This is a genomic window from Bacillus cereus group sp. MYBK245-2, from assembly GCF_051916145.1.
GTDB classification, from domain to species: domain Bacteria; phylum Bacillota; class Bacilli; order Bacillales; family Bacillaceae_G; genus Bacillus_A; species Bacillus_A pacificus.
In genome coordinates, this window is record NZ_JBQAGB010000015.1 from 56827 (window position 1) to 82688 (window position 25862).

Consider the following 25862-nt stretch of genomic DNA (forward strand, 5'->3'; position numbering starts at 1 on the left):
CTAGTTCCCTTCATTCGATAGTATTTTCTTCGTCACAACCGCTATTAATAACATTATGAAACTAATAACTAATATAGGTAAATAAATTTTCATACTGAATTCTTCAAACATAAAACCATAAACGACTTGCCCAATCGGTGCCATACATTGGGATACCGCTGTTATAATTGCCATTACTTTTCCTAAGTTTTCATTTGGTGTTTTCTTTTGAACTACAGTAATCACATAGATGGATACAATTGTCATGATCATTGCAATTAGAATAGAAGAAAGTATAAAGAGGATAAATGGTGGATAGTATCCTAAATTAAGAATAAATGGTGTAACTGATAGTGCCATTGGTATTACTAATAAAGCTATTAAAATCATCCAATAATACAATGTTTTCATCTGTAGCTTTTTCGCAAAAAAACCTATTGATAATGCACCTATTATAGTAGCAAAATCGATCAATCCCATTCCAATTCCATATAACGTGTGGCTACTTTCCATTGTGACTCGTATAATAATTGGAGCACCAACAACAAATAGCGGCGTCAGTATTAAATTTAGTAATGCGGCTAAAAGCATAGATTTCAAAATAAATGGCTGTTTTAAAACGTATATAAACCCTTCTTTCATATCCTTTACAATTGTCGGTATGATATGACTTTCTTGCACTCTCTTTATAAAAGGTATTGTAATAAACATTTCTAAAATCGCAGATAAAAAGAAAGCAAGACAGCTTATTATGACGAGCATTTTCAAACCAATTATGCCGTATAATATTCCTCCTAATACAGGAGCAACTATATTAGATAACGCTTGCACACCATTTACGATACCGTTCGCTTGTTCTAACTTTTTCTCTGGAACTAATTGCGGAATACTGGCCATTACTACCGGTGCGTACATTGCACTAATGATCGCTAGTAAAAACATAATTGTTCCAATCGATAAAATAGATACAGATCCAGTAAATAACAAAACTATAAAACTTAATACAATCGCAGCGTTTATAAAATCAAATATAACCATTACATTACGGCGATTGAAACGATCTGCTATCGCACCGCCAAGAGGAGCTAGCAAAAACGGAATACTCGTTACCGCATATAATCCTGCGAATATATCAGCACGCCCTGTTATATCTAGCACATATAATGACAGAGCAAAACGTAAAAGTGTTGAACCTAAAATAGTAATAATTTGTCCACTCACCATTAAATAAAAATCTTTCATCGAAGGTTTTATACTAATAGACATTATAATCACACCCTTCCCTTAATATAGACCGACTGTCGGTCTATAATAAACAAACAAAAAAGCATTATTTCTGCTTCATTAAAACCTCTATCATATAATCAAAGGATCCTTCTTTCGCTCCAACAGATACTTCCATCATTTTAATATAAGCTTTCGCTCTTCTCATCATTTCTTCCGGTTTCCATTGGAATAACCCATCATCAAATATGACTTGCGCGGAGGATAGTAATAGTTCAATCGTTTCTTGTGGGTATGGTGTAGAAAATACACCTTCATCGATTCCTTGTTCTAAAATCTCTGCTAAAACAGGAGATAAATGAATAATGGATTGCACTATACTTTTTTGATGCATTTCCGCATTATTTGGTTGATGAAATTGCTCAATCATTTTATCTTTTACATCCCCTGATTTTGGCGATTGCTCCATTAAAACTCGAAATAACTTTTCTAACACTGGGATATTGGGATTAGAGACAATTACTTTCGCTTTAGCAACATCTTCTTTAATGATCCTCATAATGATTTCATCCATTACTTCTTCTTTCGACTTAAAATAGTGATAAAACGTCCCCTTTGCTATCCCTATCTCTTTTAAAATGTCATTTACTGTTGTTTTCGTATAACCTTTCGTAACAAACAAGCGTTCAGCCGTTTCTAAAATTTCTTTTCTACGCTCCTCATACTCCTTTACTATTCGCATTCAAGTTCTCCTTCCCGTCAGACCGACTGTCGGTCTATTTCAATTATATGTTTAGTTAGTAAAAAGTTTCCTAATTATTGTTTATATACAACATCCTTCTTTCTATTTCCTTTATAAATTTTTATTTTTTAACTTCCGTTCAATTTATTTAAAACGTACCTCATGTTTCTTATCGTCACCTTTCATTTTAGGAAAAGAACGATGCCCCCGCTTGATCCTATTTTTCTTGATTCTTCATTCAAACGCACAATACTTTGTAGTTTTTCAGCTCCTTTACCACAAATCTACGCATCTCCTTTTCATCGATGACTTCAAAAAATGACAATTGATTCATACGAAACGGTTTCCCTCTGTTCGATCTATTTACTTATGAATGGATTATTTTGTTAGGTTCCAATATGTAATTTTGCATATTTCATACTTTTAATTTTTGCACATGCGATAATTTATTTATAAAAATATAAATTATTAATAAGGGTGATTTATATGAGCAAGTTCCGAAATAAGATGATTAAATATTTGCAAACATTTTGGGGATGCTTAGCATTTGGTGTATTAATGTTTGCTATCTTCTTAATTATGGATGTAACAGATGCATCTTTAAATACATTAAGCTGGAGAGACTGGCTAGGTTCTGTAGCAGGCGCAGCCATTTTATCTGTTGGGATGTTTACTTTAAATAAATTGGATTTAAAATAAATATTCGGTCAATACTGAATGTAGGCTGTATGCCAACATTCATGTAAAGTAGTCTTCTCTGTATCTCCTTGTATTGAGCAGTTAGCTTTTGCTAGCTGCTCTTTTATTTCGTTCCAGTTCTTACCTCTTAAAGAACTCTTTAACTACGTTTTCCCAATAAATACACATATCTATTCCCCTTTGCTATAAAATGAAATCTTTATTTTGTTATACGCTTCCATTCGTTCTATATGCATTCTCCCTTTCTCAACTATTAACCGGACAAGCATATATTATTGTATGGAGGAATCCACTCATAAAAATCTACCTTTCTTGTCAAAGAGCATGCTTATATGTATGTTCCTTTTTATTATGTTTCCTTTCATTTCTAAATAGCATTTTCAACTCTATTCATACTATTTTTTCAACTTTAGGTTACAAACTATTTCTGTAAGCGTAGTATCTCCTTTGTACAATAGGCAATTAGTGTTACCCATAACAGTACACTTCTGCACTATTCACTATAAATTTTCATATATTGTATTGTGCTTGTCCAAAACGTGAGGTTGTTACTCACGCAATCTAAATGAAAGAAAGGAGTGAAAATATGCGATCATCTAGTCGTAAGCTCACAAACTTTAATTGTAGAGCACAAGCCCCCAGTACACTACCAGCTCTCGGTTTTGCTTTTAATGCTACTTCACCTCAATTTGCCACACTATTCACGCCACTACTACTACCTAGTACGGGCCCAAATCCAAACATTACTGTCCCTGTAATCAATGATACAATTAGTACAGGAACTGGTATTAGAATTCAAGTAGCTGGTATTTATCAAATCAGTTATACATTAACAATCAGCCTCGATAATGTTCCAGTAGCCCCGGAAGCAGCGCGCTTTTTCTTAACACTAAACTCATCAACTAATATTATTGCAGGATCAGGAACCGCAGTCCGTTCTAATATCATTGGCACTGGTGAAGTAGATGTATCCAGCGGTGTCATTCTAATAAACTTAAACCCTGGTGATTTAATTCAAATTGTACCCGTTGAAGTAATTGGTACAGTAGATATTCGTTCTGCCGCTTTAACAGTTGCACAAATTCGTTAATAAAAACAATATGCTTGGCTAATTAACATTTAATATTCCTTATACACCCCAAAATATATGTTATAGATTTGACACACATTTATATCAAACAAGCATATTTTATTGTATGGTGACTATGTAGTCACACAAATCTAAAGCGTTCATAAGAGCACACTTATATGTGTGCTTTATTTTTTATGAAAATCAAGCTTTAATATAGCTATTCTGTTTTACTTTATACTCATCACTCTTTTGAACATTTACCTTTTTATTGTTACATTTGCTCATTCTTTTTCTACTTTGTTTTACTAATTAGTTGATTAATTTCGCAAACACCATTTATTAAACATTCCATGTTTCTTCACCCCCTGAATATTTTCCAAATAAAAATACATACTATTTTCAAGCCACCGTGTCCACGGCTAATACTTCTTTCTTTTGTTACCGCAGAAGCAGGTAGGTCCTTCACTTATCTACTTCTGCGGTATATTTTTTTAGAAATCGAAAATAATACCAACAAGCTGTTCGAACTAGCAGCTTCACTCTTCTCGTAATAGGGATGCAATTTATCACAATTAGCTAACTCATTGAACTCACTGGCAGACAACAAAAATCGTTGTCTGCTTTTTGTATGAGATTTTTCATTTTACATATACTACTTTTGAACCTGCAGACCAATACGAGCCATTTTGGTGCTTGGGATTTCCCTTCCGGGGATAAGTATTTTTTACTTATCCCTTTTTTTGTATAGACACTTATATTTAGGGTAAAACTAATTACAAGCAGATTTTCTGTTTATGCGTAGTTCTAAACAAGATTACTTTTTCTCCTATTAAAGGACAGCAGGTACGACTGCTAGTCCTTTTTTCTTATATCACTTTCCATTCTGGTAGTTTCACACTACATTACCTTCATGGTCGTAAGTAAGCAATTTCCCAATAAGAATGGCAGTTGTGCTTCTCGAGTTCCTCATTGAACAAAACTAACAAATTAGTTTTTCAGTTTCCAACGTTCGTACCCCCATACGAGTTAAATCCTTCATAAACTTCTCTTGTTCCATTTCGATAATTGCGGAATGTGTAATGAAAATACTCGCTCACTTAAATACCTTTTCTTTCAACCAAAGTGGTCTACTGAAATAGTAGACATAATAATTTCTGTTCTCTTTTTACTCTAGTATAACATTCCCGTATCGTTTGAATGTGTTATAAATTTTTCACCAAATCATCCAATTCTTTATTAGCAAAAGATATTTTCGTATCGTTATACCAATTGATTTTTTCATAATTCGTATCATCATCAGAGGAGCTAGTACGAATTGCTTTCTCTCGATTTTTTTCGATTAAATATTGTTTATATGTAAGTTGCACTTGTTCTTGAATTACGACATGGTTGTAATACCCTTGTTCTACTGGTTTTGGGTTATAAAATTTCCTATATAAGTTTTAAATACGGTGAATGAAATTTTTGTTTTTTTCTTGTCATCATCCTTGTTCTATACAAACAAAAAAAGAGCCACAATATTTTGCGACTCTTTACAATTATAACTACTTAACGGCCACGTCTTTGCTGACCTTGCTTTGTACTACCTTTTTTATTACTTGGCTTATTAAATGATCGGTTGTTTTCATTTCTTGAATCACTTCTTGAGCCATTTCTCGAACCACGTCTTGAATCACTTCTTGAACCTTCACGGCTATCTCTTTGACGATACTCGCCTGATTTCTTCGGAGCCGGCTTTGGTACCGGTTTTCCATTTTCATCAAAATGTTTTATCATCGGTTGTTCGATTATTTCTCTTTGCAGTGGTGCACCAAGCGTTTTTTCAATTTCTTCTAAATGTTTTTCATCTTTCGCTGCAACGAACGTAATTGCAAGACCTGATCCACCTGCACGTCCTGTTCGGCCAATGCGGTGAATATAACTTTCTACATCTTCAGGGATATCAAAGTTAAATACGTGCGTTACACCATCTACATCAAGTCCACGAGCTGCTACATCTGTTGCGATTAAGTACTGAATTTTTGCTTCGCGGAAACTCTTCATAACTCTTTCACGTTTCGCTTGAGGTATATCACCATGAAGTTCAGCACAATTATACCCTAGTCCTTTTAAATTATCATACAGCTTACTTGCTCTAACCTTTGTACGACAGAAAATAACAGCTAAAAATGGCTGATCACGGTCCATAACAAAACGAAGTGCGTCTGGCTTTGCACGATCTGTCGTCTCAATGACACGCTGCTCAATTGTATTTACCGTTACTTCTTCACTTTGTACTTGAATCATTTGCGGCTCATCCATATAACGTTTCGCCAATTTTTTAATATCTTTTGGCATCGTTGCTGAGAATAACATCGTTTGTTTACTACCAGGTGTCTCATCTAAAATATCTTCAATATCGTATAAGAAACCGAAATAAAGCATTTGATCCGCTTCATCTAGTACAATCGTTGAAAGATTACTTAAATCAATTGTTTCACGACGTATATGATCTAATAAGCGTCCTGGTGTCGCAACAACAATATGTGTATTGCCTTTTAATTTTCTCAATTGTTGTGCTACATCTTGCCCGCCATAAATCGCTAGTACATTAATATCTTCTCTTTGAACAAGCATTTTTTTAATTTCAGTTGTAATTTGCAGTGCTAGTTCCCTTGTTGGTGCAACAATTAAAGCCTGAACATCACTACACTCTGGATCGATTTTTTCTAAAATCGGTAACACGAATGCTAACGTTTTACCCGTTCCTGTTTTTGCTTGCCCAATAATATCTTTACCTGACATAATAACAGGAATTGCCTTCTCTTGAATTGGTGTTGCTTCTGTAATTCCATTTTCACGTAATGTATGATTAAAAGTTTCACTAATTCCTAATTCTAAAAAATTTTTCAAATAGACCACTTCTTTTCCTTATTTTTCACATTAGCTTTCATTGTACCATTTGTTTCGCCAAATATGAAAAATAAAAAAATTCTTATCTTCTTTTTTTATATTCATCGTGTACTAGTTGGACAAATTCTTTTTGTTTTTTCTCAGATTTTATTAATGCTTCCATGTTAGTAGAAGACAAAATGAACTTCTTAATTTTTCTATTACTCCAAATTAATTTTGTATACTTTGTATCTTCGTGTAGCTTTCGAAACCACTCAAATTCGCTTAATTTAGCAATATGATGTTTTAATTTCATGTCATTTCGAGGATAAAATAAAATTATATCCATTATTATATCAAGCAATAAACTCATCTTCTCCCCTCCTATACATATATATTTCAAATTTACGGAAACATAGTTAAAGGGTGATGAAATTGACCACTACATTCATAAAGATATTTTGTATATTTTTCTTACTATATTTTCAATCGACCACAATTATTATGGCAAAATCTCAAACAAATGTGATAAGTGAATTTAAACAAGCTTTACTCAAAAATGATATAAAATTAATGCAGTCATATGTAACAGACGGGGTTGAACTACCTACTTTCCAAACAAATAAACAAATTCATGAAATTAAAATCGTACCATCTCCAAAAGAGGATACTACAATTTTTATTTCTTATTTCAAAGACACTAATGATGAATTTACTATCGGTTGCGTTTTAGAAATAGTAACAAAAAATAATAAAATATCTCGAATTAATCAAATTTATGATGGTACCAATCCACTTATGAAAGAAGCTACTATCGTAAAAGAATATGAAATGAAGTATAGGGAACATATACTTACTCCTACAAAATTCCCGTTCGAAATTCACGAATTCCAAGGTTACATCTATAACGATTACTTAAACCTCCAATACTACAATGAAGATATTAATGGGATTTTTTAAATCACTGTTTCACCAGTAAAAAACAAATTAGGCCTATATGTACATAGGGGAGCTAAGTTCTACAGTTTAAAAAATAATATAAAAGCATTATATAATCCTCATTTTGATTTAGCATATGAGCTTATCTTTCAGAAGAATGGTTTTCAATATACAATTGCAATTGGTAACAAACTATACATAAAAAGAAAATACAATGTTACTGATTTGATAAGCATTGCTGAATCTATGAATTAAAAAACCGATCTTTTCGATATGGGAAAGATCGGTTTTTTATTATTTTATATAACGAGTTTTCCTCCATGATAACAATAATACATTGCTGCTTTAAGGTTTTTAATCCTATTTAAGGATTCTTCTGCTTTTTCTATATCTAAACAAAAATTCGGATTAGCTATTACTAACTCACGATTCTCTTGAACGGCCGCATCACCTGTAATTACACAATTTAAGTTTGGAAAATATAATGAAATATGCCCTGAAGTATGTCCTGGCGTTGCTATTATTTTACATTCATCATTCAAAATCATTTGACCATCATGTACTTTTTCATCGACAGAAATATGTCTTATATTTTTTATTTGTTGTATAAACCACTCACCAAATTCTTTCTCTTCATTTGGCATACGTTGTAACATGTCTTCAGCTTGAACTAATCTCTCTGATTTTATATCACCATTAATGTAGTTAGATTCAATTTCACTAGCAATAATATTAATGTGAGGATATTTCACTTTGAAATCATATAAAGATCCTATATGATCGTCATCATAATGAGTAATAATTATATATTTTAAGTTTTTCATCTCATACCCCTGTTTTAATATTGCATTTTCAATTAATGGTAAAAAATTTATATAACCTGTATCTACTAAAGTTAATTCATTGTTTATCACAATTAAACTCGGATATATACATTGTTTTGCTCCATTAAATTCAAATTCAATTGGTAGCTCTATTATCTTCATTTTTCTTCCCCCCATACCCGTTATTAAATGTTTAATAATATATAAATCATCCACATACATTTTACTGTACATACTTATGTAACGAAACACTGTAAGTCGTTACATAACCAACATTCTATTATTTTGAACAGGTAATTCCTTATTTTTATGGAAATATACAATAAGAAAACCAATACAATTGATTATTTCCTCACTTCTTTGTCTATCCTTTTAAAAAATCTATTTTTTGTAAAAGGAGTGTTTATATGGAGAAACAGACACTTTGGAAAAAATTCAAGAAAAGCTCAACAAATCTTGGGAAATCAAGCGTATATGAAAGTATTATTTTATACTACACAATGAGAAAAAAAGAGCTACCTACTAAAGCGAAATTTATCATATTAGCCGCTTTATCCTATTACGTGCTAACAATCGACTTCATTCCAGATATAGCTGCTATTATTGGGATTGGCTTATTAGATGATGTTTTAGCAATCGCTATAGCGCATAAATTTGTAATGCGCCATGCTGACAGTGAAATTCGTGAAAAGAGTAGAATAAAAATGGAATCATTATTTGCTTCAGCACAAGCTTAATTAAGCTATCTAGTCATTTACCTAGCTTTTGTAGTTTTAACTAAAGCCAATCTTTAATTACGGTAAACTCTATACACCCCACTGAATATTATCCTGCTCAATTGCGCTTTTACAGGGTAAACCCTTTCAGAAACAACAGAAATTCTCTTAACTCTCTAGTCTTAGACAATTAGGGTGCCCAGCACTTACTCTTAAGTTCCGACACCCTATTATTTGTTTTTATGCAGTTACATGCGTACCCCTATACAATACTGCTATTGCCACTACTATAAGGATCACCCCCATAAAAGCAGGAGCTGCATGACCAAGTGATACATAGATTTGTCCGCCAATAATTGGACCAATCATTCTTGCTAAAGCTTGAATAGATTGGCTACCACCTTGTATCCTTCCTTGTTCACTAGAACTGACAGACTTTGAGAGCATCCCATTGAATGAAGGCCCGAAAATTGAATCACCAAAACCAAACAGTAACATCCCAACGATTAGAAGTGGATATAAGGAAAACAAAGCAGATGCTGCAATAAAACTGTAGCCAATAATCTCCGAAACCATCCCAAGTATCGCTATTTGTTTATCACTAAGCTTGATTAAAAGTTTTGGCATTATAAAAGCTTGTGAAATGATGTCTTGAAAACCCATAATTGAAAACATAAGTCCGATTAATACAGGCTGCCAACTAAAAGTATCCATCGTAAATTGAGTGAAAATTGCTTGTAAAGATCCGTTAGGTATCCATAGTAAAAACGCTGAGACAAGTAACCATTTTAAGTTTTTCATGGAAAGTATGTTTGCTAGCTGCGCAAAAGGATTCAACCTTACAAAAGTAATTTCTTTTAATCTATTATTTTTGTCAAGACTCTCAGGCATATATTTCATCCCATATAAAACATTTAATAAAGTTATGAGCGCCCCAAAATATAAAGGTACAGAATGACCAAACTTTGCAAGTAAGCCCCCAAGAGTTGGACCAATGATAGTTCCCGCACCTACAACTGCACTCACCCATCCAAAGTATTTCGTTCTCTGTTCTGGAGGAATGATGTCTGCAAAATATGCAAAGATAGTGCTTATGCTACCGCCTGTTATACCTTCTATTATGCGTCCAGCAAATAGTACCCATAAAGCTCCCCCTATCCCGAAAACTAAGTATCCTATTACAGAGCCAAATAAACATATTAAAAGTAATGGACGACGACCATATTTATCGCTCAAAGCTCCGAGTACAGGAGCAGCCAAAAATACGCAGGCTGCATAAACTGAGGTTAGTAGTGTAACAACTAACGCTTGTTCTTCCGGATTACTTGTATATGGCTGCACTAAGAATGGGACTACAGGCATGATGATACTGAAACCTATACCACAAAGAAATACAGAAATAAGGCCGAATATTAAAGCATGTTTATCAATGTTTTTTTCAGTTTCGCTTTCATTTTGTGATTTTAAAATAGACATTTAACTTCTCCTCCTTAAATTTCGTTGCTTTGTCAACAAAACAATAACTCTATTTTGTTGAATCGTCAACAAAAATACATTAATAAAAAAGCAGCCTATTCTCATTAAAGTAAGGCTGCCATTTTATTATTAAAGTGTATTACGATTTAATATGTATACCTTGTTTCTTTATTTCCGTATCCAAATGCTTACTATATTTTTCCACAAAGCTAATTATACTGTCGAATTCTTCTTCAGTTACTTGCTCAAATACGACTTTATCCCGCTCTTGAAACTCTTTGTGCAAGTCTTCATGGATTTTATAAATTTCTTTCCCTTGTTCAGTAAGCCTAAAATAAATTTCTTTTTTATTTTCCGACTTTTGATAGCTTTCAATAAGGCCTTTTTGTATGAGCTTCTTAGTCATTCTACTTATTGCACCGCGAGTCACATAAAAAGCCTCCGCAAGTTGTGTCACGTTAGAATCTGCATTGTTTTCAATATATTCAATGCAATGTACTTCAGAAGACTTAAAACCTTTAAGACCTTCTTCCATCTTATCTTTATTAAGCCAAACTAGCTTATTATATAATTCCCTGAAACCATTCATAACCTGTTCTTCTTTATTCATGACCTACCCTCCTAACCGCTCATTAGCACGTTAAAACCATTATATAAAATTTCTGTTTCCGTTTCGACAATGTTGATATAATTATTTGAGTTATCTTTGAAAATAGACGATTACATATAATAATTCACTATACATTAGACAAAAAGTAAGAGCTAAGATTAGTTGTCTTAGCTCTGCTTTCATAAAATTTATTTTGTATAAATACTATTTCACTTCATTCGCTACAAAAAATTGCTCACAAACACTCGAAATACGCTGTAAGTCTACGTTCCCACCAGATATAACCGCTACTACTTTTTTCTCTTTAATATATGTATCCACTTTCCCTGCAAGTAGAGCAGCAGTAGCTAAAGCGCCTGCACCTTCTACAACAGCTTTACCACGCTGTAATAAGTCTTTCATCGCTACTTCTAGCTCTTTTTCTGATACTGTTACAATATCATCTACTAATTCTTTTACAATTTCAAATGTTAGTTCCCCTGGTATTTTAACTGCGCAACCATCTGCAATAGTAGGTGCCTCATAATGTTCTACTATTGTACCTTTATCATAAGATGCCTTCATCCCATGAACATTTTCTGCTTGTACACCAATTATATTGATTGATGGATTAAAAGATTTCAATGCAACAGCAATACCAGAAATAATTCCACCTCCGCCAATAGGAACAATTATTGTATCAACATCCCACATATCGTCAAGAATATCTAATCCTATTGTACCTTGACCAGCCATTACTTCTACATCGTCATACGGGTGTAAGTATGTTTCACCTGTTTCCCTAATAATCTCCTCACATTTTGCCTTCGCATCATCAAAGGTTTCACCATGTAAAACTACTTCAGATCCATATCCTTTAGTCGCATCAACTTTCGCCTGCGGTGCAGAAATCGGCATAACAATTTTACTCTTAATACCAAGTAAATGAGCAGATAAAGCAATTCCTTGCGCATGATTACCAGCAGAACAAGCAATTACTCCTCTTTCTTTTTCTTGATCTGTAAGCTGTGACATTTTGTTAAACGCACCACGGAATTTAAACGAACCTGTTAATTGCATATTTTCTAATTTCAAGTGAATTTCTCCACCCGTTTTACTAGTCAAGTAAAATGATTTTACTAATGGCGTTTTACGAGCATTTCTATCCAGAATACTTTGAGCTTTTTTAATATCGTCTATATGCAATGGTAGTTTTTTAGTTATCATACTAACACCTCTTCCAATGTTCTCTTCCTAAGTTTTCGTAAGTCGCAGCTCCTTTATACGAAAACATCTATGTTAAAGACCATTCTTTATATATGAACCCCACTTTGTAATACATATATTTGCAAACAATTTATCATCCTTTTCATATCACGTTCTTTGTAATGATTTAAGCATGCAATTTGAATCCAATTATTCATTTGTAAATACGCTGATTCATAATGGACTATATATCCTTGTAACGCTAACGCATCACCGACCGCTTTAGAAGAAAGACCTCCATTTAATTGAATCGTAAGTATAATTGGTGCGGCATGTTCTTTAGGTGAAACAAGTTTTAACCCCCTACTAGTTATAGCTTCTTCCATATAATCATATGTCTCTTTAATTTTTACAAATGCTTTTTCATCTTCAAATCTCTTCAGCGCTTCTTGCAATGCATAAATTAAATTCCATGAATGTGAATACGGAATACTTTCATTTTCTTCGTACATACCAATGTCCATATAGGCCGGTAATGTCTCGCTTACTTTTACATTGTGATTATAAAAAACGAAAGATAATCCAGTAAACGATTTAATTGCCTTTCCGCTAACGCCACTCGCAAAATATACACCCTTTAAATCTATCGGTATCGCTCCAATTGAGCTAATACAATCTACACATAGTTTCACTTTATACTTTTCACATAATGCATTTAACTCGTCTAAATCATTTAACATTCCGGTAGATGTTTCATGGTGAACAAACCAAAGCCACTCATAATTTCCAGCTTCCATTATTTGTTCTAATTCTGTAGAAATAAATGGTTGTCCCATTTCCTTTTTATACGTATCAAAATGTAATTGCGCGCGTGTTGCGTGTCTAACTAATCTATTGCCAAATTCCCCATTCGTTAATACTAGTCCATTTCCTTTTAAAGAGCGTAACTGTAAAGCGATGGCATCATTTGCTAACGTCCCTGTTCCTAACATGATTTGCACACGTTTTGCTTTTGTCATTTGTAGTAAACGTTTTTTCACATTTTCCATCGTCACATGAAATGACTTAGAACGATGTGAAATCGGCTTAGTAGAAAAAGCCTTTCGAACATTCTCTTCAATATCTACTGGACCAGGTAAAAATGTATATTCTTTCGTCATAATCCCCCCAACACTCGACTCTTCAAACATAGCAGGAGTAACATACATTGGCTGAAAGGCTGCTTCTTCTGTACCAACTAACGTATGGAAAGATTTGAACCCCATTTGCTCATATAAAGGTAGTTCACGTGTTGTCGCAGAAATGAGTGCCAATTCATATCCGTTTAGAAGCAAATAACGATGTAAAAAGCGAATTAATCCTAACAATGCTCTTCCATTTCGATATTCACGTTCTACTGAAAGTAAACGAATTTCATACACGTTTTCTCCATGTTCTTGCAAATAAAAATCTAAATTTGAAATTTTATAATCTAACGAGAATGGTCGTTTTCCTCGCAATGCAACCATACCTACTAACTTATCTTCATCTAAACAAATTAAATATGTATTTTCATCATGAAACCGATCTATACGAACACGATCTTTCGTTTCTTCATGTTGCGGAATTTCTTCTACAAATGTTTTATAATTCAATTTATGTATACGTTCAAATTCCCAATCTTGATCAGCAACTTTATAAATTAACCCCATGCCTTATCTCCTTTATGTGTTTGATAAAAATTATAAGTGGAGATTTCCTCCACTTATTAAAAGTTCGTTTCAGTCTCGATTTACATATAAAATAAGCACAATGATAAGAGCACTTAAAATAGTCGTAACAATAGAATAAGAATACAAAATCATGCAAACTGGTAAACAAGCAATTGTAATTAACCCTGGCTTAGTAAATCCTTTAAAGATTAAATAAAATATAATGAAAACAGCAACAAGGGTAAGCGCTATCAAGTAATCAAATGCGATTAATCCTCCAATAAAAGTTGATATGCCTTTTCCACCCTTGCCTTTAAATACAATTGGATAAATATGTCCAAGTAAAACAGCTAGTAAAGCTAACATTACAAATGTAGAATCTCCAAAAAGGTATTCTGCAATAGAAACTACGATTGCCCCTTTAATTGCATCACCTAAAAATGTAACGATAAAATACCCTTTTCCATATACACGTCCCATATTTCTTGCGCCGGGATTTCCGCTTCCTTCATTCCGAATATCAACGTCATGTCTCCATTTCGTTACTATATAAGCAGTCAATATGTTTCCAAATAAATAAGAAGCGACCAAATACAAAAACTGCATACTATTAATCATATAATCATTCACTTTCTACGTAGGAGTACTTATACAATATTCAAAAACTATGTATATTGTACTTTTTTATCTACATCCCTTTATATATTTTAACATCATATTTTTACAAATCATACAAAATTTCTCATACAGCTATTTTTAAAAATATATATTTTTCATTAAATAATATGTTCCTTTCACTGCTTGTTCTGATTGTGATACAAAATTAGCTTCTCCTATGCTCTTCTCACAACATTTCTTAAATTCAGCATATATTTCAGGAACGAAACGCAATATGCTTCCACTTACTGCAATTGAAGCTGACACATCAAACTGCATCTTCTTATAAACATCTACCGTAATCCTTGCTAATTCCTTTCCAGCTTGCATCATAATTTCATGTGCAACATCATTTCCATTTCTAGCTTCCCGAATAACGAGTGGTGTAATTGCTGCAACTTTATCTTTTGAAGAACTATAAACTAGTCTTTTTATATGAGACGATGCTAATAGTTGAAACTCATCTTGAATCCTTAAGCTTAATTGACAAAGTGGAACTCCTTGATCAAAGTGATTTGCCATTCTCTTTAAACCTTGTAATGCAATCCAATATCCGCTTCCTTCATCTCCTAAAATATGTCCCCATCCGCCGCTATACTCGTATACTTCTCCTTTTCTCCCTAGACAAATCGCGCCTGTGCCACCAATCGTTAAAATTCCATCCTTCCCGTTTAAAGCAGCTGCATGTGCAATTATTGCATCATTAAAAACTTCAATTTGTGTTCCGTAATTCTGTTTTAAACGTAATGTTAATTCATTTGTATTTGCGTCGTTTACACCCGCTAATCCTAAACAAATACAAACGCAATGCCCATTTAATACACCTTTCTGGCATTGATCAATCGCTTCCATAATATGCACAAGAGCTTCTTCAAAATCTATTAATATGTTTCCAAAACCACTGGTAGCTCTTACAAGTTCATTTCCGTCTTTATCAAATGCAATTGCTTCTGTCTTCGTTCCCCCGCCATCTACTCCAATCATATACTTCATATACGTTCTCCTCATTTTCTTCATATTGAAGGGTACGTTACATTCCCTAAAACTACAGATTTCTTTGCACCTGTTGCGCTTGGCACATTACTCGGATTGCGATGATATGTTTCGTTTGCTAAAATTGCAAAGGCGATTGCTTCTTTCGCTGCGGAAGAATAGCCTAAATCTTCTTGAATAAAGATTCCACATTTTTCTTCCTTCAATCCATTTCGGATCATTTCAACAAGTGTACGATTATAACTGCCGCCACCACCTAAAATCACCTCATCGATTTCATAAGACGGCAAAATAAACTCCTTATATTGATGAACAATTGAACTTGCTGTAAACATCGTGACACTCGTTAATATATTTTCCTTACTATGCTTTTCATACCGCTTCAATAACTGACTTACAAATTCTTCACCAAACTGTTCTCTACCAGTTGATTTCGGTGGATTCATTTTCAAAAATGGATGGTTCATACAATATGTCAAAATTTCATCAATAACTTCACCCTGTTCTGCAATTTCACCATTTTGATCATATGGCAACTGAAATAACCTTTGACATACTTCATCAATTGTCATATTCCCCGGACCAGTATCAAAAGCTATAACTTTCTGATCACTTTTTTGACTTGGTATTACTGTAACATTACCAATCCCACCAATATTTTGTAGTAGTCTATTTTTAGTTGGATGACGATATAAAATAATCTCTGAATATGGTACAAGTGGTGCACCTTGTCCCCCAGCTGCCATATCCATCGTTCGAAAATTAGAAATAACCGTTATATTCGTTTCATACGCTATAACTGATGGTTCCCCAATTTGCAATGTTGAAGAAATAATATTCCCTTCTTGCTTTGGCTGATGATAAATCGTTTGTCCGTGAGAACCAATTAAATCTAATTGTCCCAAAGGAAAATTGGCCTCTTTACAAACTTCTTTTACAGCGTTGGCAAAGCATAAACCGAGTTTGAAATTTAAGCTGCATATAAGTTGTACACTTGAATTTTCTATTGATAATGCCTGCTGGATCTCATTTTTTATATCATTACTAAATGGCACAGTAGTAAAATGGATGAGTTCAACTTTAGAACCTACACCGCTTCCCTCAATGTGAATGAGCGCTACATCTATTCCGTCTAACGAAGTACCGGACATTACCCCTGCAACATACATAACATGCATGACCTCCTCTTTATTAAAAAACAATCATGTAAGTTACAAACGTACAACCGATTGAAAATATTATAAATCTAAAAAATAACTGAGCTTTTGATGCAAACGATCCATCAATAAAAGAAACAACTATTGTAAGCAAGATACTTGCCGCAATACTTGTAACGAGCCATATACTATGCATTTGTGATAGATGTAGCATTCTTAATAAAGGTACAAAAAGAAAATTTGCACATATCACTCCAAATAGTAATAAAAATACACCTTTATAACTAAATTTTATATTCATTCCAATTCATCCTCTCTGAACTTCATGTAAAAGAAGTGATAGACAGAATGCCTATCACTCATAAATAGAGTATGAAGCCTACGAATTAACAGATTCTCCGTCTCCATTCTTTTCAATTTCAAGCATATTTTTGTCGTACATTTTAAAGAATGGTAAATAAATAAGAAATGATATTGCTATATTTATTAATACTAATACAACTGCACGCCAATCTCCTCCTGTAGCTAAATATGCACCAATTGGAGCTGGCAAGGTCCACGGCGGCATAATATGCGTTGGCGTTACAAATCCCATTGCAGTTGCAGAATAAGCTATAGTAGCTGTAACTAACGGTGTAATAACAAATGGAATAATTAAGATTGGATTCAGGACAATTGGTAAACCGAATATAACCGGTTCATTAATATTAAAAATGCCGGGCACAATACAAGTTCTCGATAGTGCTTTTGAATATTTTGATCGGCCAAATACAATCATAGCTAATACAAGTCCTAATGTTGCTCCCGAACCACCAATCCAAATAAACCATTGATAAAACGGCTCTGGTGCAATGAATGGAAAATGACTCGCCCCACTTGCTACAGCTTCACCGTTCTTCCCTAAATACACATCCCAAAGCGGCCTTGCGACAGTACCTACAACAGATACACCGTGTATCCCGAAAGACCAGAAAAATGTAATTAAAAATACAGGGATAATAACGCCAAAGTAACTATCACCAGCTTTAACTAACGGTGCTGCTAATTTATCCACAACGTAATGTACATCCACTTTAAAAACGACAGTAATAAGACTCATAATAATAATAACGAAAGCCGCAGGTATAAGTGCTTCAAACGAACGTGCTACCGATGGTGGTACTTGTTCTGGCATTTTAATCGTTACATTTTTCTTCTTACAAAATCTTAATATCTCCACTGATAAAATAGAAACAATCATCGTCACGAATAATCCATGACCTCCAAGATTGGTCATCGGAAGCATGAACCCTTTTTTATCAATTAATTCAGGTGTTAATGTTAGTAGTAATGAACATACTGCAAGCTGTGCCCCTGATAAAGCATCTAACTTATAACTTTTCGCTAAATTATATCCTATTCCGAATGCTATATATAAAGACATAATAAACATCGTTAATCGATATGGTATTAATATACTTGTTTGATTCTTTAATGCCCAAACTGATATGAAGCTATCTTTCGGTAGTGGTGGAAATGCTACGATTAAAAAGAAACTTCCTACGATGATAAACGGTAATGCTGAAATAACTCCATCACGGATTGCTTGTAAATGCCTTTGTTCAGAAAGCCTTGCCATCGGTCCAGATAAATTTTTATCAAGAAACGTGACAAACTTATTCATAACGCTTCCCCCTAACGAATTAAATCATTTACAGTTTTTAATAAAGTTGGTCCACCAAGCGGCGTGTATGCTTGCGGCGGTATAATACCGCACGGGATAGATTCCTCTTCTGCGAATTTTTTAACAGAATCAAATCGATGTCTGACTTGAGGTGCAACCATTACAACGTCCCAGCCATTCTTTACTTCTTCCTCTACCTCATTTGTTCCAATCGCATGCACTTCCATGTTCATACCCTTTTTCTCTGCCTCTTTTTTTAAAGCGTTTACAACAATTGCACTGGACATTCCTCCAGAACAAACGAACAAAACCTTCATTTATGAATCCTCCTATACTTATATTTTACTACCCTTCAAATGAAAGGAAGTTTCACTTTACTAACAAGCATATGAAGAAGTAAAAGAATTTAGTTATACTGAAAGTAAATTTCAGTAAAAATATTTTTCCTATTAAATTAATGTTTCAATATGCAATGTTCTCTATTGCAAGGCCAACCTTGCCTCGTATATTATCTTAGATAATCATATGATAGGGAGGCGTATACATGATCGTTAAACGTTTATTTATGATATGTTGCATCGTCATCTTGTTCATCCCTTTCTCTTTCATTTCCCCTCACTTTACTTATGCTGAAGTAACTACTACGTACAAAAAACACGAATTACGTGCTGTATGGATTGCATCTGTTCTTAATATTGATTGGCCCTCAAAAACTGGCTTACCAATTGAAAATCAAAAACAAGAATTTATTGAATTATTAGACGATGCAAAAAACACTGGTATGAATGCAGTCATTGTACAAATAAAACCAACTGCTGATGCCTTTTATCCTTCCAATTACGGCCCTTGGTCTGAATATATTACCGGTACACAAGGAAAAGATCCCGGATACGACCCACTAGCATTTATGATTGAAGAAGCACATAAAAGAAATATAGAATTCCACGCATGGATTAATCCATACCGAATAACGATGAATCACACTGATATAAATCGATTATCAAATAATCACCCTGCAAGACAGCACCCGGATTGGGTTGTACCTTATGGCGGAAAATTATATTACAACCCCGGTATTCCAGAAGTAAAAAAGTTTATAACTGAAGGTGCTTTAGAAATCGTACAAAATTACGATGTTGATGCATTACATATGGATGATTATTTTTATCCATATAAAGTGGCGGGTGAACAATTCCCCGATCAAAAAACGTACGAATTATATAATAACGGTAGATTTACAAATATAGAAGATTGGCGACGTGACAATGTAAATGAACTTGTAAGAGATTTAAATACTGCTATAAAACAAGAAAAATCATACGTAAAGTTTGGCATTAGCCCATTTGGCGTATGGCGAAATATAGCTGATGATCCGACTGGCTCTAACACAACTGCCGGCCAAAGAAACTTTGATGATCTTTATGCTGATACACGTGAGTGGATACAAAAAGGTTACATTGACTACATCACACCGCAAATATATTGGAATATAGGTTTTACTCCTGCTGCGTATGACATATTAGTAGATTGGTGGGTAAAAGAAACAAATAATAAACCAATCCACCTATACATTGGTCAGGCAGCCTATAAAATTAATAATAATTCTGTCCCCACTTGGTCTGATCCTGAAGAATATCCAAGACAGATTGCATTAAACCGGCTATACCCTCAAATTAAAGGTAGTATGCATTTTAGCTTAAAAGACATTAATAATAATCCACTTGGAGTGAAAGATAGACTCTCAAAAGACATATATAAACATCCTGCATTAGTCCCACCTATGCCTTGGCTTGATCATGAACCACCAAAAAAACCTACTTTAAAAGGTGCCATTCCAAGAGATGAAGGGGTTGCTGTAGGTATCATTGATAATAGAGAGAATGATTCTGCTTATTACGCTATTTACCGCGTGAATGGAAAAAGTGAAGTGAATATAGAAAATCCGAAAAATTTACTTACTACTGTAAGAAAGACAAAGCCTGGAGAAATTTATGTAGATAAAACGGCTATTCCTGGAGAAACATATACGTATGTAGTAACTGCGGTTGATCGATTGCATAATGAAAGTGTTGCTTCTAGTAAATCTACTATTCAAGCAAAATAAAAGTAAGAGCTCGCATTTTTTGAATGCGGGCTCTTACTTTTATTTTCGTAGTTCACTATATTGAATATGAATTCTATTCTCAGGGTTTTTATCTACTGTGTAAAGTACAAATAAGAAGAACCATTCTAGTGGCTTCATTAAAATATAAACAAAGTCAGCCGACCATTTCGTATTAATATGTTTACTAATCGGATAACCATATTTATCATAAAAATTACGAATAACCTTATGACATTTTGGTACTCGATCCTCAATTACATTTTCAAAGGCGTTCGCAATTAATAACTGTCGATTAACTGTAATTCTTTCTCCATGCCTAATTCCTGCTCGTAACGGCTTAACAATATTTTTATGCCCTTTCACAGAAACTGTACATAAATAATGCCCATCCCCGGAGACAATTTGAGGACTTGGAGCAGGAATCTTAGAATAATTAAAGCTACTTGTTTCCATAAACACTCTTATAAAACTATCTGGTTTTTGCCCAAACAGTATTAAAATAAATTGAACAATTAACAATATAGGAAATAAACTTATAGTCCAAACTGTAGCCATTTTTTGATACCCAAAAGAAATACGATGCAGATATAATATAATCCTGCTGCTCTGCTTATAATCTTTCTCATGCTGAGACTGTATGAAATAACTTAATGAATCTCTTAATTTCGCTATGAATAATAGACTAAATGCAAGCATCCCAACTTGAATACAAAAGACTGGAATGTATCTCAATCCTCCGAATTCTGTATAAAAGACAAAGCCTGTATGGGTAATATATATGAATGTATATACGATGTTTATTATCATTAAAGTACTATAAAAAATATAAAATATTGGTGAAAGTTTTGTTAAGCCTGTTGTTAATCTCCAATAAGAAACTCCACCTAAAACAACTAAGAGAACCACTATAGCAATGTGGTCATGTGCTAAAGAAGCATATTGATCAGACATCATTCCGTTCTTTTCAAATTTATGTAATGGTATTCCTCCTCTTACATCATTTGCATTCCACATAATACCTAAACCAAAGATAAAATAACTCAAACATATTGATAATATTTCCTGTGGCTCGAACTTTAATATACTTGAGGAATTTTCCTTCTCTCCTTGGAAACTATTCCATGCTTTACTAATAGGATAGCCAAGAAATAAAAATAGAATTACAAATAGTATGACTAACTCAAATAACACAATACCATACCCCTTTTATAATAATTGTTTACACAAAGTACTAAAAACCATTCTATATTTTACCATTTATTAACGTTTGTATATACAATCTTACAAAAGATTAAACTCTCTCAATTCAAAAAAAAACGCCTAAAAGCTGAAACATTCAACTTTTAAGGCGATTTCTTCTATTTATTCTTAAACTTCTCAGTCGCTGCTCTCATCTTCACATTCAAATCGTGATCAATCGAGTCACGAATATCTCGCTCTACTTCTTCCATTTCTTTTTGGAAATTTTGCAAGTAGATTTTTAATTCTTCTTCTTTTTCTGGCCGTTGTGAAGGTGGTAATTGTACGACTAACGATAGCATCGCTATTAAATCTTTCATTAAGAACGTTTCAAGTTTATGTTGCTGTTCAAACATACGTTGCTCTTGATAATATGGCAAAGCATTTAATACTGAAATTGTAATATCATCAACCGTTCGTTGTAATGAAGGATTTATTGAGCGTTTATACGCTTGAATTGTATTTAATGCATCTGGATATCGATCATAAAAATACAATTTATAAAACGATAAATCTGTCGGTTTTACTGTTTGCTGCGTTTCTTGTCTTAAAAAATCTTTTACTTTCATCGCTGCTACATCAATATCTTCATTAGTAAGCTTTTTCGTCGTTTTTGCCATTACATGTACTTTTTTCTGTTTTTCTTTCGGTAACATTGAGAATACTTGCTCTCTCGTACGTTGACCCGATGCACAGAAAAGCGTGTTTAATATATGTTGTTCTTTTTTTCCTTCAGTACGAATCCAGCGATAAAAGAGTGGATGTTGTGTAAATTCTTGTAGAAACGGTAATGATTTATTCGATAACTTATCTAAAGAATCGTGTGCTCTTTTATATGGCTTCGTCCATGAAAAATACAGTTTACGACCGAAATATACAACTAAAACAACGACAGTAAATGCGATTAAAAACAATGTACCGAGTAGTAATAATACAGTTTGAATGAAACTCATTTTTTCACCTCCTCTAAAAGTCTGCTATTTTCTTGGGCGCTGAATGAGTTTTTGTTTCATTTCATCATTAAATGTGTCTAGTTCAATAACAAACTTCTTACTTGACTCGATAATACGTTCTGACGATTTTTCAGAAGCTTCAATTGCAGCAAATACGTTTTGGAATGATTCACGTAATTTATCCATGCTAATTGCAGGATTTTCAAGTAATTTCGTTGTTTCTTCTGTATTTTGTTTTAATGCCTGAGAATTACTTAATACCATAGACTCAATTGCTTCATTTGTTGCATTCACTGCATCAATTGTTTTACGTTGATTTGTTAATGCTAACTGGATAGCAGCAGAAACTGTTACAACGTTTTGCGTCATCGTAATTGCATTACGAATTGCCTCTGTTAACTTTTCATTATTTTTCTTAATAATGTCTACAGATGCAATGGATTGTAATAACACACTTTTCGCTTGCTGCATATTGCGCGTACGCACTAAAATCTTTTCTAATGCATCATTAATTAATGGAATATCCCTTTGACGTTCTGGATTTTGTTTCTCAGCTTCCAGCATGCCAGCAAGTTTTTTCCCTAAGTATACTTGCTTATCAAGCGCGTGAATTTTATCGTGTGATTGCTCTTTAAGCATTTCAAGACCAACTGTATCTTCTTGTAAATTATCACGACCAATTAGAAGTGATCTTATAATCTCCTCAATTTGCTTATCTATAGATTGATATTTATGCACGTATGTTTCAAGTGGATTTTTCTTGAATACTTTAAACATAATTTTCTTCATACCACTTGCTTTTAGTGAATTTGGATCAAGCTCTGATACTACTTTGCGTAATTCTAACAACGTATTTGGAATTTCTTCATTCTTTCCATTCATCATCGCTGTGACAGGACGTTTTAATGCTGATAGCGTTTGTCCTGCTGCTTGCTGTTCTTTATCCCCTAAATCTCCTAGCTGAGACAATACTTTCGATAAATCTGTATTTTGCTCGCTATTCAACTTTTGTACATAAAGATCGGCTTCTTTGTTTAATTCATCAAGTTCTTCATCTTTTATAACTGTATCAACTACTACTTCTACATTATTATCTTTCACAATTGATACGGGTTCTTTTTTCTCGAGTTCAGTCAACAAAATCGCTCCTTTATTTATATGTGCGAATTTATGTGCACTATATTTCATCTAATATATTGTATTTCATTTGCAAACAGCCTATATGAAATCAATTTTCAAGAAATACCTGCTTATGCAGTCATTCCCTGTTTCTTACTATAAGTATACCTGTAAACAACATAATTTTCCTCAGACTTAAGACCTAGAGACCGACATGCTGAAGGCGGATTCTTCGTATGTTACGTATATAAATTACGTCCTTCCCATACTACTGCACTCAATCTTTTGACATACACCCTTTTTCAATGTGCGTAATTATATTACGCTAAAATCTATTTCTTCTTACGCGCTACAAATGCACCATTTTGAAATGCCAATAACACCGTTTCAAACATTTCATCTTCTTCAATCATGTTTATAAACTCGGCTAATTCACTCGCATGAGAAGTAGCATTATCGACAACAAGAAGACTTTTTGGTTGTAAAATGCGTTTTATATGCTCCAGCCACCACATGTATTGCGTACGCTCTGAATCTAGGAAAATAAAATCAAATGAATGATCTAGTTGTGAATCTAAAAATGCCCCTGCTTCTTGATTGTGAACATCAATCCTTTGTAAAAGATTTGCCTTTTCAAAATTGGCAAGTGCCTCTCCCACTCGTTCTGAAGAAAGTTCTACAGTTGTTACATTTCCATTTGTTTCTTCTACTGCATTAGCTAACCACAATGTAGAATAACCATTAGAAGTTCCAATTTCCAAAATGTTTTTTGCACTACACCCTTTTACTAAAATTGATAAAAATTGCCCCATCTCACGAGAAATATTCCGTAATTTTTCTTCCCGTGTTTTTTTATTTCGATCATGCTCTTCTCCATATTGTTCAAGTTGAAATAATAATGAATCTAACGTATCCATTCTTTTCATCGCCTTTCCACAGCAATATGATGAAAAAGCTCTCGTTGCCCGTCTACTTTCATTATATGCGAAACGAAAACCTTTTTCTCGTTATATGATAAAGATTTGAAATTTTTTATAGCATATTGTTTCGTTTTTTGGTAAAGTTAATTTCTACGTGCAATTATTCCATTCATACTATTTTTAATTCAATTGCAGTTGTTAAATCATATAAACCTCATTTAAATGAATCGGTATTTCAAATTCAATTAAGCGCCCTTTCCGGACGCATTTTCTTTTGTTTATATATTTTTAGAAGAAAGGATGCTTATAATGAACGTGATTAGCTTAGATGCCGCTCGAAAGCGAAAGCAGCATAAAAAATTAATGATTACTATACCGATTATTTCACGTATTTATGAAGAAGACGGGGAAATTAAATTTGAGGTAGCCGGCGAAAAAGACGTACCTCTTGAAATGTTAGAAAAATAATAAAAAACGCATTTCTTCAGAAATGCGTTTTTTATATTTTTACATTTAAATGCTAAATGCATAAGTTTCTCAAGATTAACCACCATATAAAGTGAAACTGTAATCAGTGGGTGTTTTCTTCATCCCCCACTGATTATTAGTTGAACCAATCGGACTTTAATGAATGATACAATTGTGAATAACAATTTATTAACTACAAATACAATTGCGTTCCAAAATCTAGTATCGTATGAACTATTTGAAAATACCATAACGGCTTATACTTCAGATTTACAACCTATTTATTTACCAGATGGTGCTACAATTATTGATTTTACTTTCTCTGCATTTCCAAACATTACACATAACATGAAAAAAGCAAAATAAATGTTATACCTGTTCCACTTAAAACAAAGGTATCTCATTTTGACATCATAGAAATCCATTTTGGTCTAAAACAAAACTTGGCATTAGAGTGACTCAATTATGCCAATACCGCTAAAGCACAATTAATTCTTCAGCAAAAACTATCTTAAATAACCCATATTTCGTGTGGGATAGGCAAATTTATTATGATACCAA

The 25862-nt window shown here is 33.5% G+C and carries 24 protein-coding genes and 2 pseudogenes; 7 read left to right on the plus strand and 19 right to left on the minus strand.

The genetic code is table 11. From position 1 onward, the window contains the following. Both ACTFRN_RS21670 and ACTFRN_RS21675 read right to left on the minus strand, forming a co-directional pair. Positions 1-1248, minus strand: a complete 1248-nt coding sequence (locus tag ACTFRN_RS21670) for an MFS transporter (protein ID WP_116733357.1) — start codon at positions 1246-1248, stop codon at positions 1-3. A 61-nt stretch (positions 1249-1309) separates the two neighbouring features. Continuing rightward, entirely contained in the window at positions 1310-1945 is a 636-nt protein-coding gene (locus ACTFRN_RS21675) for a TetR/AcrR family transcriptional regulator (RefSeq protein ID WP_001223585.1), read from the minus strand. Positions 1946-2431: 486 nt separating this feature from the next. On the opposite strand from ACTFRN_RS21675, the gene ACTFRN_RS21680 reads away from it, so the two are divergent. Next, entirely contained in the window at positions 2432-2644 is a 213-nt protein-coding gene (locus tag ACTFRN_RS21680; protein ID WP_074568126.1) for a hypothetical protein, read from the plus strand. A 586-nt stretch (positions 2645-3230) separates the two neighbouring features. Further along, positions 3231-3734: an exosporium protein ExsF gene (gene exsF, locus ACTFRN_RS21685; protein ID WP_001257912.1), complete on the plus strand. Its 504-nt coding sequence runs from the start codon at positions 3231-3233 to the stop codon at positions 3732-3734. 1530 nt (positions 3735-5264) lie between these two features. On the opposite strand, the gene ACTFRN_RS21690 is transcribed toward exsF, so the two are convergent. Together ACTFRN_RS21690 and ACTFRN_RS21695 are read right to left on the minus strand one after the other, a co-directional pair. After that, complete coding sequence (locus tag ACTFRN_RS21690) at positions 5265-6617, minus strand: DEAD/DEAH box helicase (RefSeq protein ID WP_074568127.1); 1353 nt, start codon at positions 6615-6617, stop codon at positions 5265-5267. 73 nt (positions 6618-6690) lie between these two features. Then, complete coding sequence (locus ACTFRN_RS21695) at positions 6691-6960, minus strand: hypothetical protein (RefSeq protein WP_014893745.1); 270 nt, start codon at positions 6958-6960, stop codon at positions 6691-6693. A gap of 131 nt (positions 6961-7091) precedes the next feature. Here ACTFRN_RS21695 and ACTFRN_RS21700 point away from each other — a divergent pair. After that, positions 7092-7781: pseudogene (locus ACTFRN_RS21700) on the plus strand (hypothetical protein). 44 nt (positions 7782-7825) lie between these two features. On the opposite strand, the gene ACTFRN_RS21705 reads toward ACTFRN_RS21700, so the two are convergent. Then, entirely contained in the window at positions 7826-8512 is a 687-nt protein-coding gene (locus ACTFRN_RS21705; RefSeq protein WP_014893746.1) for an MBL fold metallo-hydrolase, read from the minus strand. A gap of 245 nt (positions 8513-8757) precedes the next feature. On the opposite strand from ACTFRN_RS21705, the gene ACTFRN_RS21710 reads away from it, so the two are divergent. Then, positions 8758-9087 (plus strand): YkvA family protein, encoded by a 330-nt coding sequence (locus ACTFRN_RS21710; RefSeq protein ID WP_074568128.1) that lies wholly within the window; start codon positions 8758-8760, stop codon positions 9085-9087. 219 nt (positions 9088-9306) lie between these two features. On the opposite strand, the gene ACTFRN_RS21715 is transcribed toward ACTFRN_RS21710, so the two are convergent. The 10 genes from ACTFRN_RS21715 to ACTFRN_RS21760 form a co-directional block, all read right to left on the minus strand. Beyond that, positions 9307-10542, minus strand: a complete 1236-nt coding sequence (locus ACTFRN_RS21715; RefSeq protein ID WP_074568129.1) for an MFS transporter — start codon at positions 10540-10542, stop codon at positions 9307-9309. 139 nt (positions 10543-10681) lie between these two features. Then, positions 10682-11152: a MarR family transcriptional regulator gene (locus ACTFRN_RS21720; protein ID WP_001030899.1), complete on the minus strand. Its 471-nt coding sequence runs from the start codon at positions 11150-11152 to the stop codon at positions 10682-10684. Positions 11153-11356: 204 nt separating this feature from the next. After that, the gene (tdcB, locus tag ACTFRN_RS21725; protein ID WP_074568130.1) at positions 11357-12358 is read right to left on the minus strand and encodes a bifunctional threonine ammonia-lyase/L-serine ammonia-lyase TdcB; all 1002 of its coding nucleotides are present in this window, start codon (positions 12356-12358) and stop codon (positions 11357-11359) included. 86 nt (positions 12359-12444) lie between these two features. Next, positions 12445-14028, minus strand: a complete 1584-nt coding sequence (locus tag ACTFRN_RS21730) for an aminotransferase class V-fold PLP-dependent enzyme (RefSeq protein WP_074568131.1) — start codon at positions 14026-14028, stop codon at positions 12445-12447. A gap of 69 nt (positions 14029-14097) precedes the next feature. Further along, positions 14098-14646, minus strand: coding sequence for a glycerol-3-phosphate 1-O-acyltransferase PlsY (gene plsY / locus ACTFRN_RS21735; RefSeq protein ID WP_000610849.1), 549 nt, complete (start codon positions 14644-14646; stop codon positions 14098-14100). Positions 14647-14784: 138 nt separating this feature from the next. Next, positions 14785-15678 carry a BadF/BadG/BcrA/BcrD ATPase family protein gene (locus ACTFRN_RS21740; RefSeq protein WP_074568132.1) on the minus strand — a complete coding sequence of 298 codons (894 nt, stop codon included), beginning with the start codon at positions 15676-15678 and terminating at the stop codon, positions 14785-14787. 20 nt (positions 15679-15698) lie between these two features. Continuing rightward, on the minus strand, positions 15699-16847 hold the full coding sequence (gene anmK, locus ACTFRN_RS21745) for an anhydro-N-acetylmuramic acid kinase AnmK (protein ID WP_074568133.1): 1149 nt from the start codon (positions 16845-16847) through the stop codon (positions 15699-15701). Positions 16848-16869: 22 nt separating this feature from the next. Next, entirely contained in the window at positions 16870-17136 is a 267-nt protein-coding gene (locus tag ACTFRN_RS21750; RefSeq protein WP_074568134.1) for a hypothetical protein, read from the minus strand. Between the two features lie 78 nt (positions 17137-17214). Further along, a complete protein-coding gene (locus tag ACTFRN_RS21755) occupies positions 17215-18498 on the minus strand; it encodes a PTS sugar transporter subunit IIC (protein ID WP_048524829.1) in 1284 nt (427 codons plus the stop codon). Between the two features lie 11 nt (positions 18499-18509). Continuing rightward, positions 18510-18815 carry a PTS sugar transporter subunit IIB gene (locus ACTFRN_RS21760; protein ID WP_000865887.1) on the minus strand — a complete coding sequence of 102 codons (306 nt, stop codon included), beginning with the start codon at positions 18813-18815 and terminating at the stop codon, positions 18510-18512. A gap of 227 nt (positions 18816-19042) precedes the next feature. On the opposite strand from ACTFRN_RS21760, the gene ACTFRN_RS21765 reads away from it, so the two are divergent. Further along, positions 19043-20602, plus strand: a complete 1560-nt coding sequence (locus ACTFRN_RS21765) for a glycoside hydrolase family 10 protein (RefSeq protein WP_049113984.1) — start codon at positions 19043-19045, stop codon at positions 20600-20602. 39 nt (positions 20603-20641) lie between these two features. On the opposite strand, the gene ACTFRN_RS21770 is transcribed toward ACTFRN_RS21765, so the two are convergent. The 4 genes from ACTFRN_RS21770 to ACTFRN_RS21785 form a co-directional block, all read right to left on the minus strand. Continuing rightward, positions 20642-21793: a DUF6688 domain-containing protein gene (locus ACTFRN_RS21770; RefSeq protein WP_049113985.1), complete on the minus strand. Its 1152-nt coding sequence runs from the start codon at positions 21791-21793 to the stop codon at positions 20642-20644. Between the two features lie 167 nt (positions 21794-21960). Continuing rightward, positions 21961-22794 carry a DUF3974 domain-containing protein gene (locus ACTFRN_RS21775; RefSeq protein WP_000008359.1) on the minus strand — a complete coding sequence of 278 codons (834 nt, stop codon included), beginning with the start codon at positions 22792-22794 and terminating at the stop codon, positions 21961-21963. A 24-nt stretch (positions 22795-22818) separates the two neighbouring features. After that, positions 22819-23931, minus strand: a complete 1113-nt coding sequence (locus ACTFRN_RS21780) for a toxic anion resistance protein (protein WP_000137402.1) — start codon at positions 23929-23931, stop codon at positions 22819-22821. 314 nt (positions 23932-24245) lie between these two features. Next, positions 24246-24839, minus strand: coding sequence for an O-methyltransferase (locus ACTFRN_RS21785; RefSeq protein ID WP_014893748.1), 594 nt, complete (start codon positions 24837-24839; stop codon positions 24246-24248). Positions 24840-25142: 303 nt separating this feature from the next. Here ACTFRN_RS21785 and ACTFRN_RS21790 point away from each other — a divergent pair, with 303 nt between their 5' ends. Both ACTFRN_RS21790 and ACTFRN_RS21795 read left to right on the plus strand, forming a co-directional pair. Beyond that, positions 25143-25301 carry a hypothetical protein gene (locus tag ACTFRN_RS21790; RefSeq protein ID WP_001100983.1) on the plus strand — a complete coding sequence of 53 codons (159 nt, stop codon included), beginning with the start codon at positions 25143-25145 and terminating at the stop codon, positions 25299-25301. Between the two features lie 156 nt (positions 25302-25457). Then, positions 25458-25759: pseudogene (locus tag ACTFRN_RS21795) on the plus strand (TGS domain-containing protein); the annotation flags it as partial. Between the last annotated feature and the right edge of the window lie 103 nt (positions 25760-25862).

What these genes read in the sequence shown, in the direction of transcription:
- ACTFRN_RS21675 (WP_001223585.1), bottom strand. Translation starts at nt 1,945, where the DNA reads ATGCGAATAGTAAAGGAGTATGAGGAGCGTAGAAAAGAAATTTTAGAA.
- ACTFRN_RS21680 (WP_074568126.1), top strand. Translation starts at nt 2,432, where the DNA reads ATGAGCAAGTTCCGAAATAAGATGATTAAATATTTGCAAACATTTTGG.
- exsF (WP_001257912.1), top strand. Translation starts at nt 3,231, where the DNA reads ATGCGATCATCTAGTCGTAAGCTCACAAACTTTAATTGTAGAGCACAA.
- ACTFRN_RS21695 (WP_014893745.1), bottom strand. Translation starts at nt 6,960, where the DNA reads ATGAGTTTATTGCTTGATATAATAATGGATATAATTTTATTTTATCCT.
- ACTFRN_RS21705 (WP_014893746.1), bottom strand. Translation starts at nt 8,512, where the DNA reads ATGAAGATAATAGAGCTACCAATTGAATTTGAATTTAATGGAGCAAAA.
- ACTFRN_RS21710 (WP_074568128.1), top strand. Translation starts at nt 8,758, where the DNA reads ATGGAGAAACAGACACTTTGGAAAAAATTCAAGAAAAGCTCAACAAAT.
- ACTFRN_RS21715 (WP_074568129.1), bottom strand. Translation starts at nt 10,542, where the DNA reads ATGTCTATTTTAAAATCACAAAATGAAAGCGAAACTGAAAAAAACATT.
- ACTFRN_RS21720 (WP_001030899.1), bottom strand. Translation starts at nt 11,152, where the DNA reads ATGAATAAAGAAGAACAGGTTATGAATGGTTTCAGGGAATTATATAAT.
- tdcB (WP_074568130.1), bottom strand. Translation starts at nt 12,358, where the DNA reads ATGATAACTAAAAAACTACCATTGCATATAGACGATATTAAAAAAGCT.
- ACTFRN_RS21730 (WP_074568131.1), bottom strand. Translation starts at nt 14,028, where the DNA reads ATGGGGTTAATTTATAAAGTTGCTGATCAAGATTGGGAATTTGAACGT.
- plsY (WP_000610849.1), bottom strand. Translation starts at nt 14,646, where the DNA reads ATGATTAATAGTATGCAGTTTTTGTATTTGGTCGCTTCTTATTTATTT.
- ACTFRN_RS21740 (WP_074568132.1), bottom strand. Translation starts at nt 15,678, where the DNA reads ATGAAGTATATGATTGGAGTAGATGGCGGGGGAACGAAGACAGAAGCA.
- anmK (WP_074568133.1), bottom strand. Translation starts at nt 16,847, where the DNA reads ATGTATGTTGCAGGGGTAATGTCCGGTACTTCGTTAGACGGAATAGAT.
- ACTFRN_RS21750 (WP_074568134.1), bottom strand. Translation starts at nt 17,136, where the DNA reads ATGAATATAAAATTTAGTTATAAAGGTGTATTTTTATTACTATTTGGA.
- ACTFRN_RS21755 (WP_048524829.1), bottom strand. Translation starts at nt 18,498, where the DNA reads ATGAATAAGTTTGTCACGTTTCTTGATAAAAATTTATCTGGACCGATG.
- ACTFRN_RS21760 (WP_000865887.1), bottom strand. Translation starts at nt 18,815, where the DNA reads ATGAAGGTTTTGTTCGTTTGTTCTGGAGGAATGTCCAGTGCAATTGTT.
- ACTFRN_RS21765 (WP_049113984.1), top strand. Translation starts at nt 19,043, where the DNA reads ATGATCGTTAAACGTTTATTTATGATATGTTGCATCGTCATCTTGTTC.
- ACTFRN_RS21775 (WP_000008359.1), bottom strand. Translation starts at nt 22,794, where the DNA reads ATGAGTTTCATTCAAACTGTATTATTACTACTCGGTACATTGTTTTTA.
- ACTFRN_RS21785 (WP_014893748.1), bottom strand. Translation starts at nt 24,839, where the DNA reads ATGAAAAGAATGGATACGTTAGATTCATTATTATTTCAACTTGAACAA.
- ACTFRN_RS21790 (WP_001100983.1), top strand. Translation starts at nt 25,143, where the DNA reads ATGAACGTGATTAGCTTAGATGCCGCTCGAAAGCGAAAGCAGCATAAA.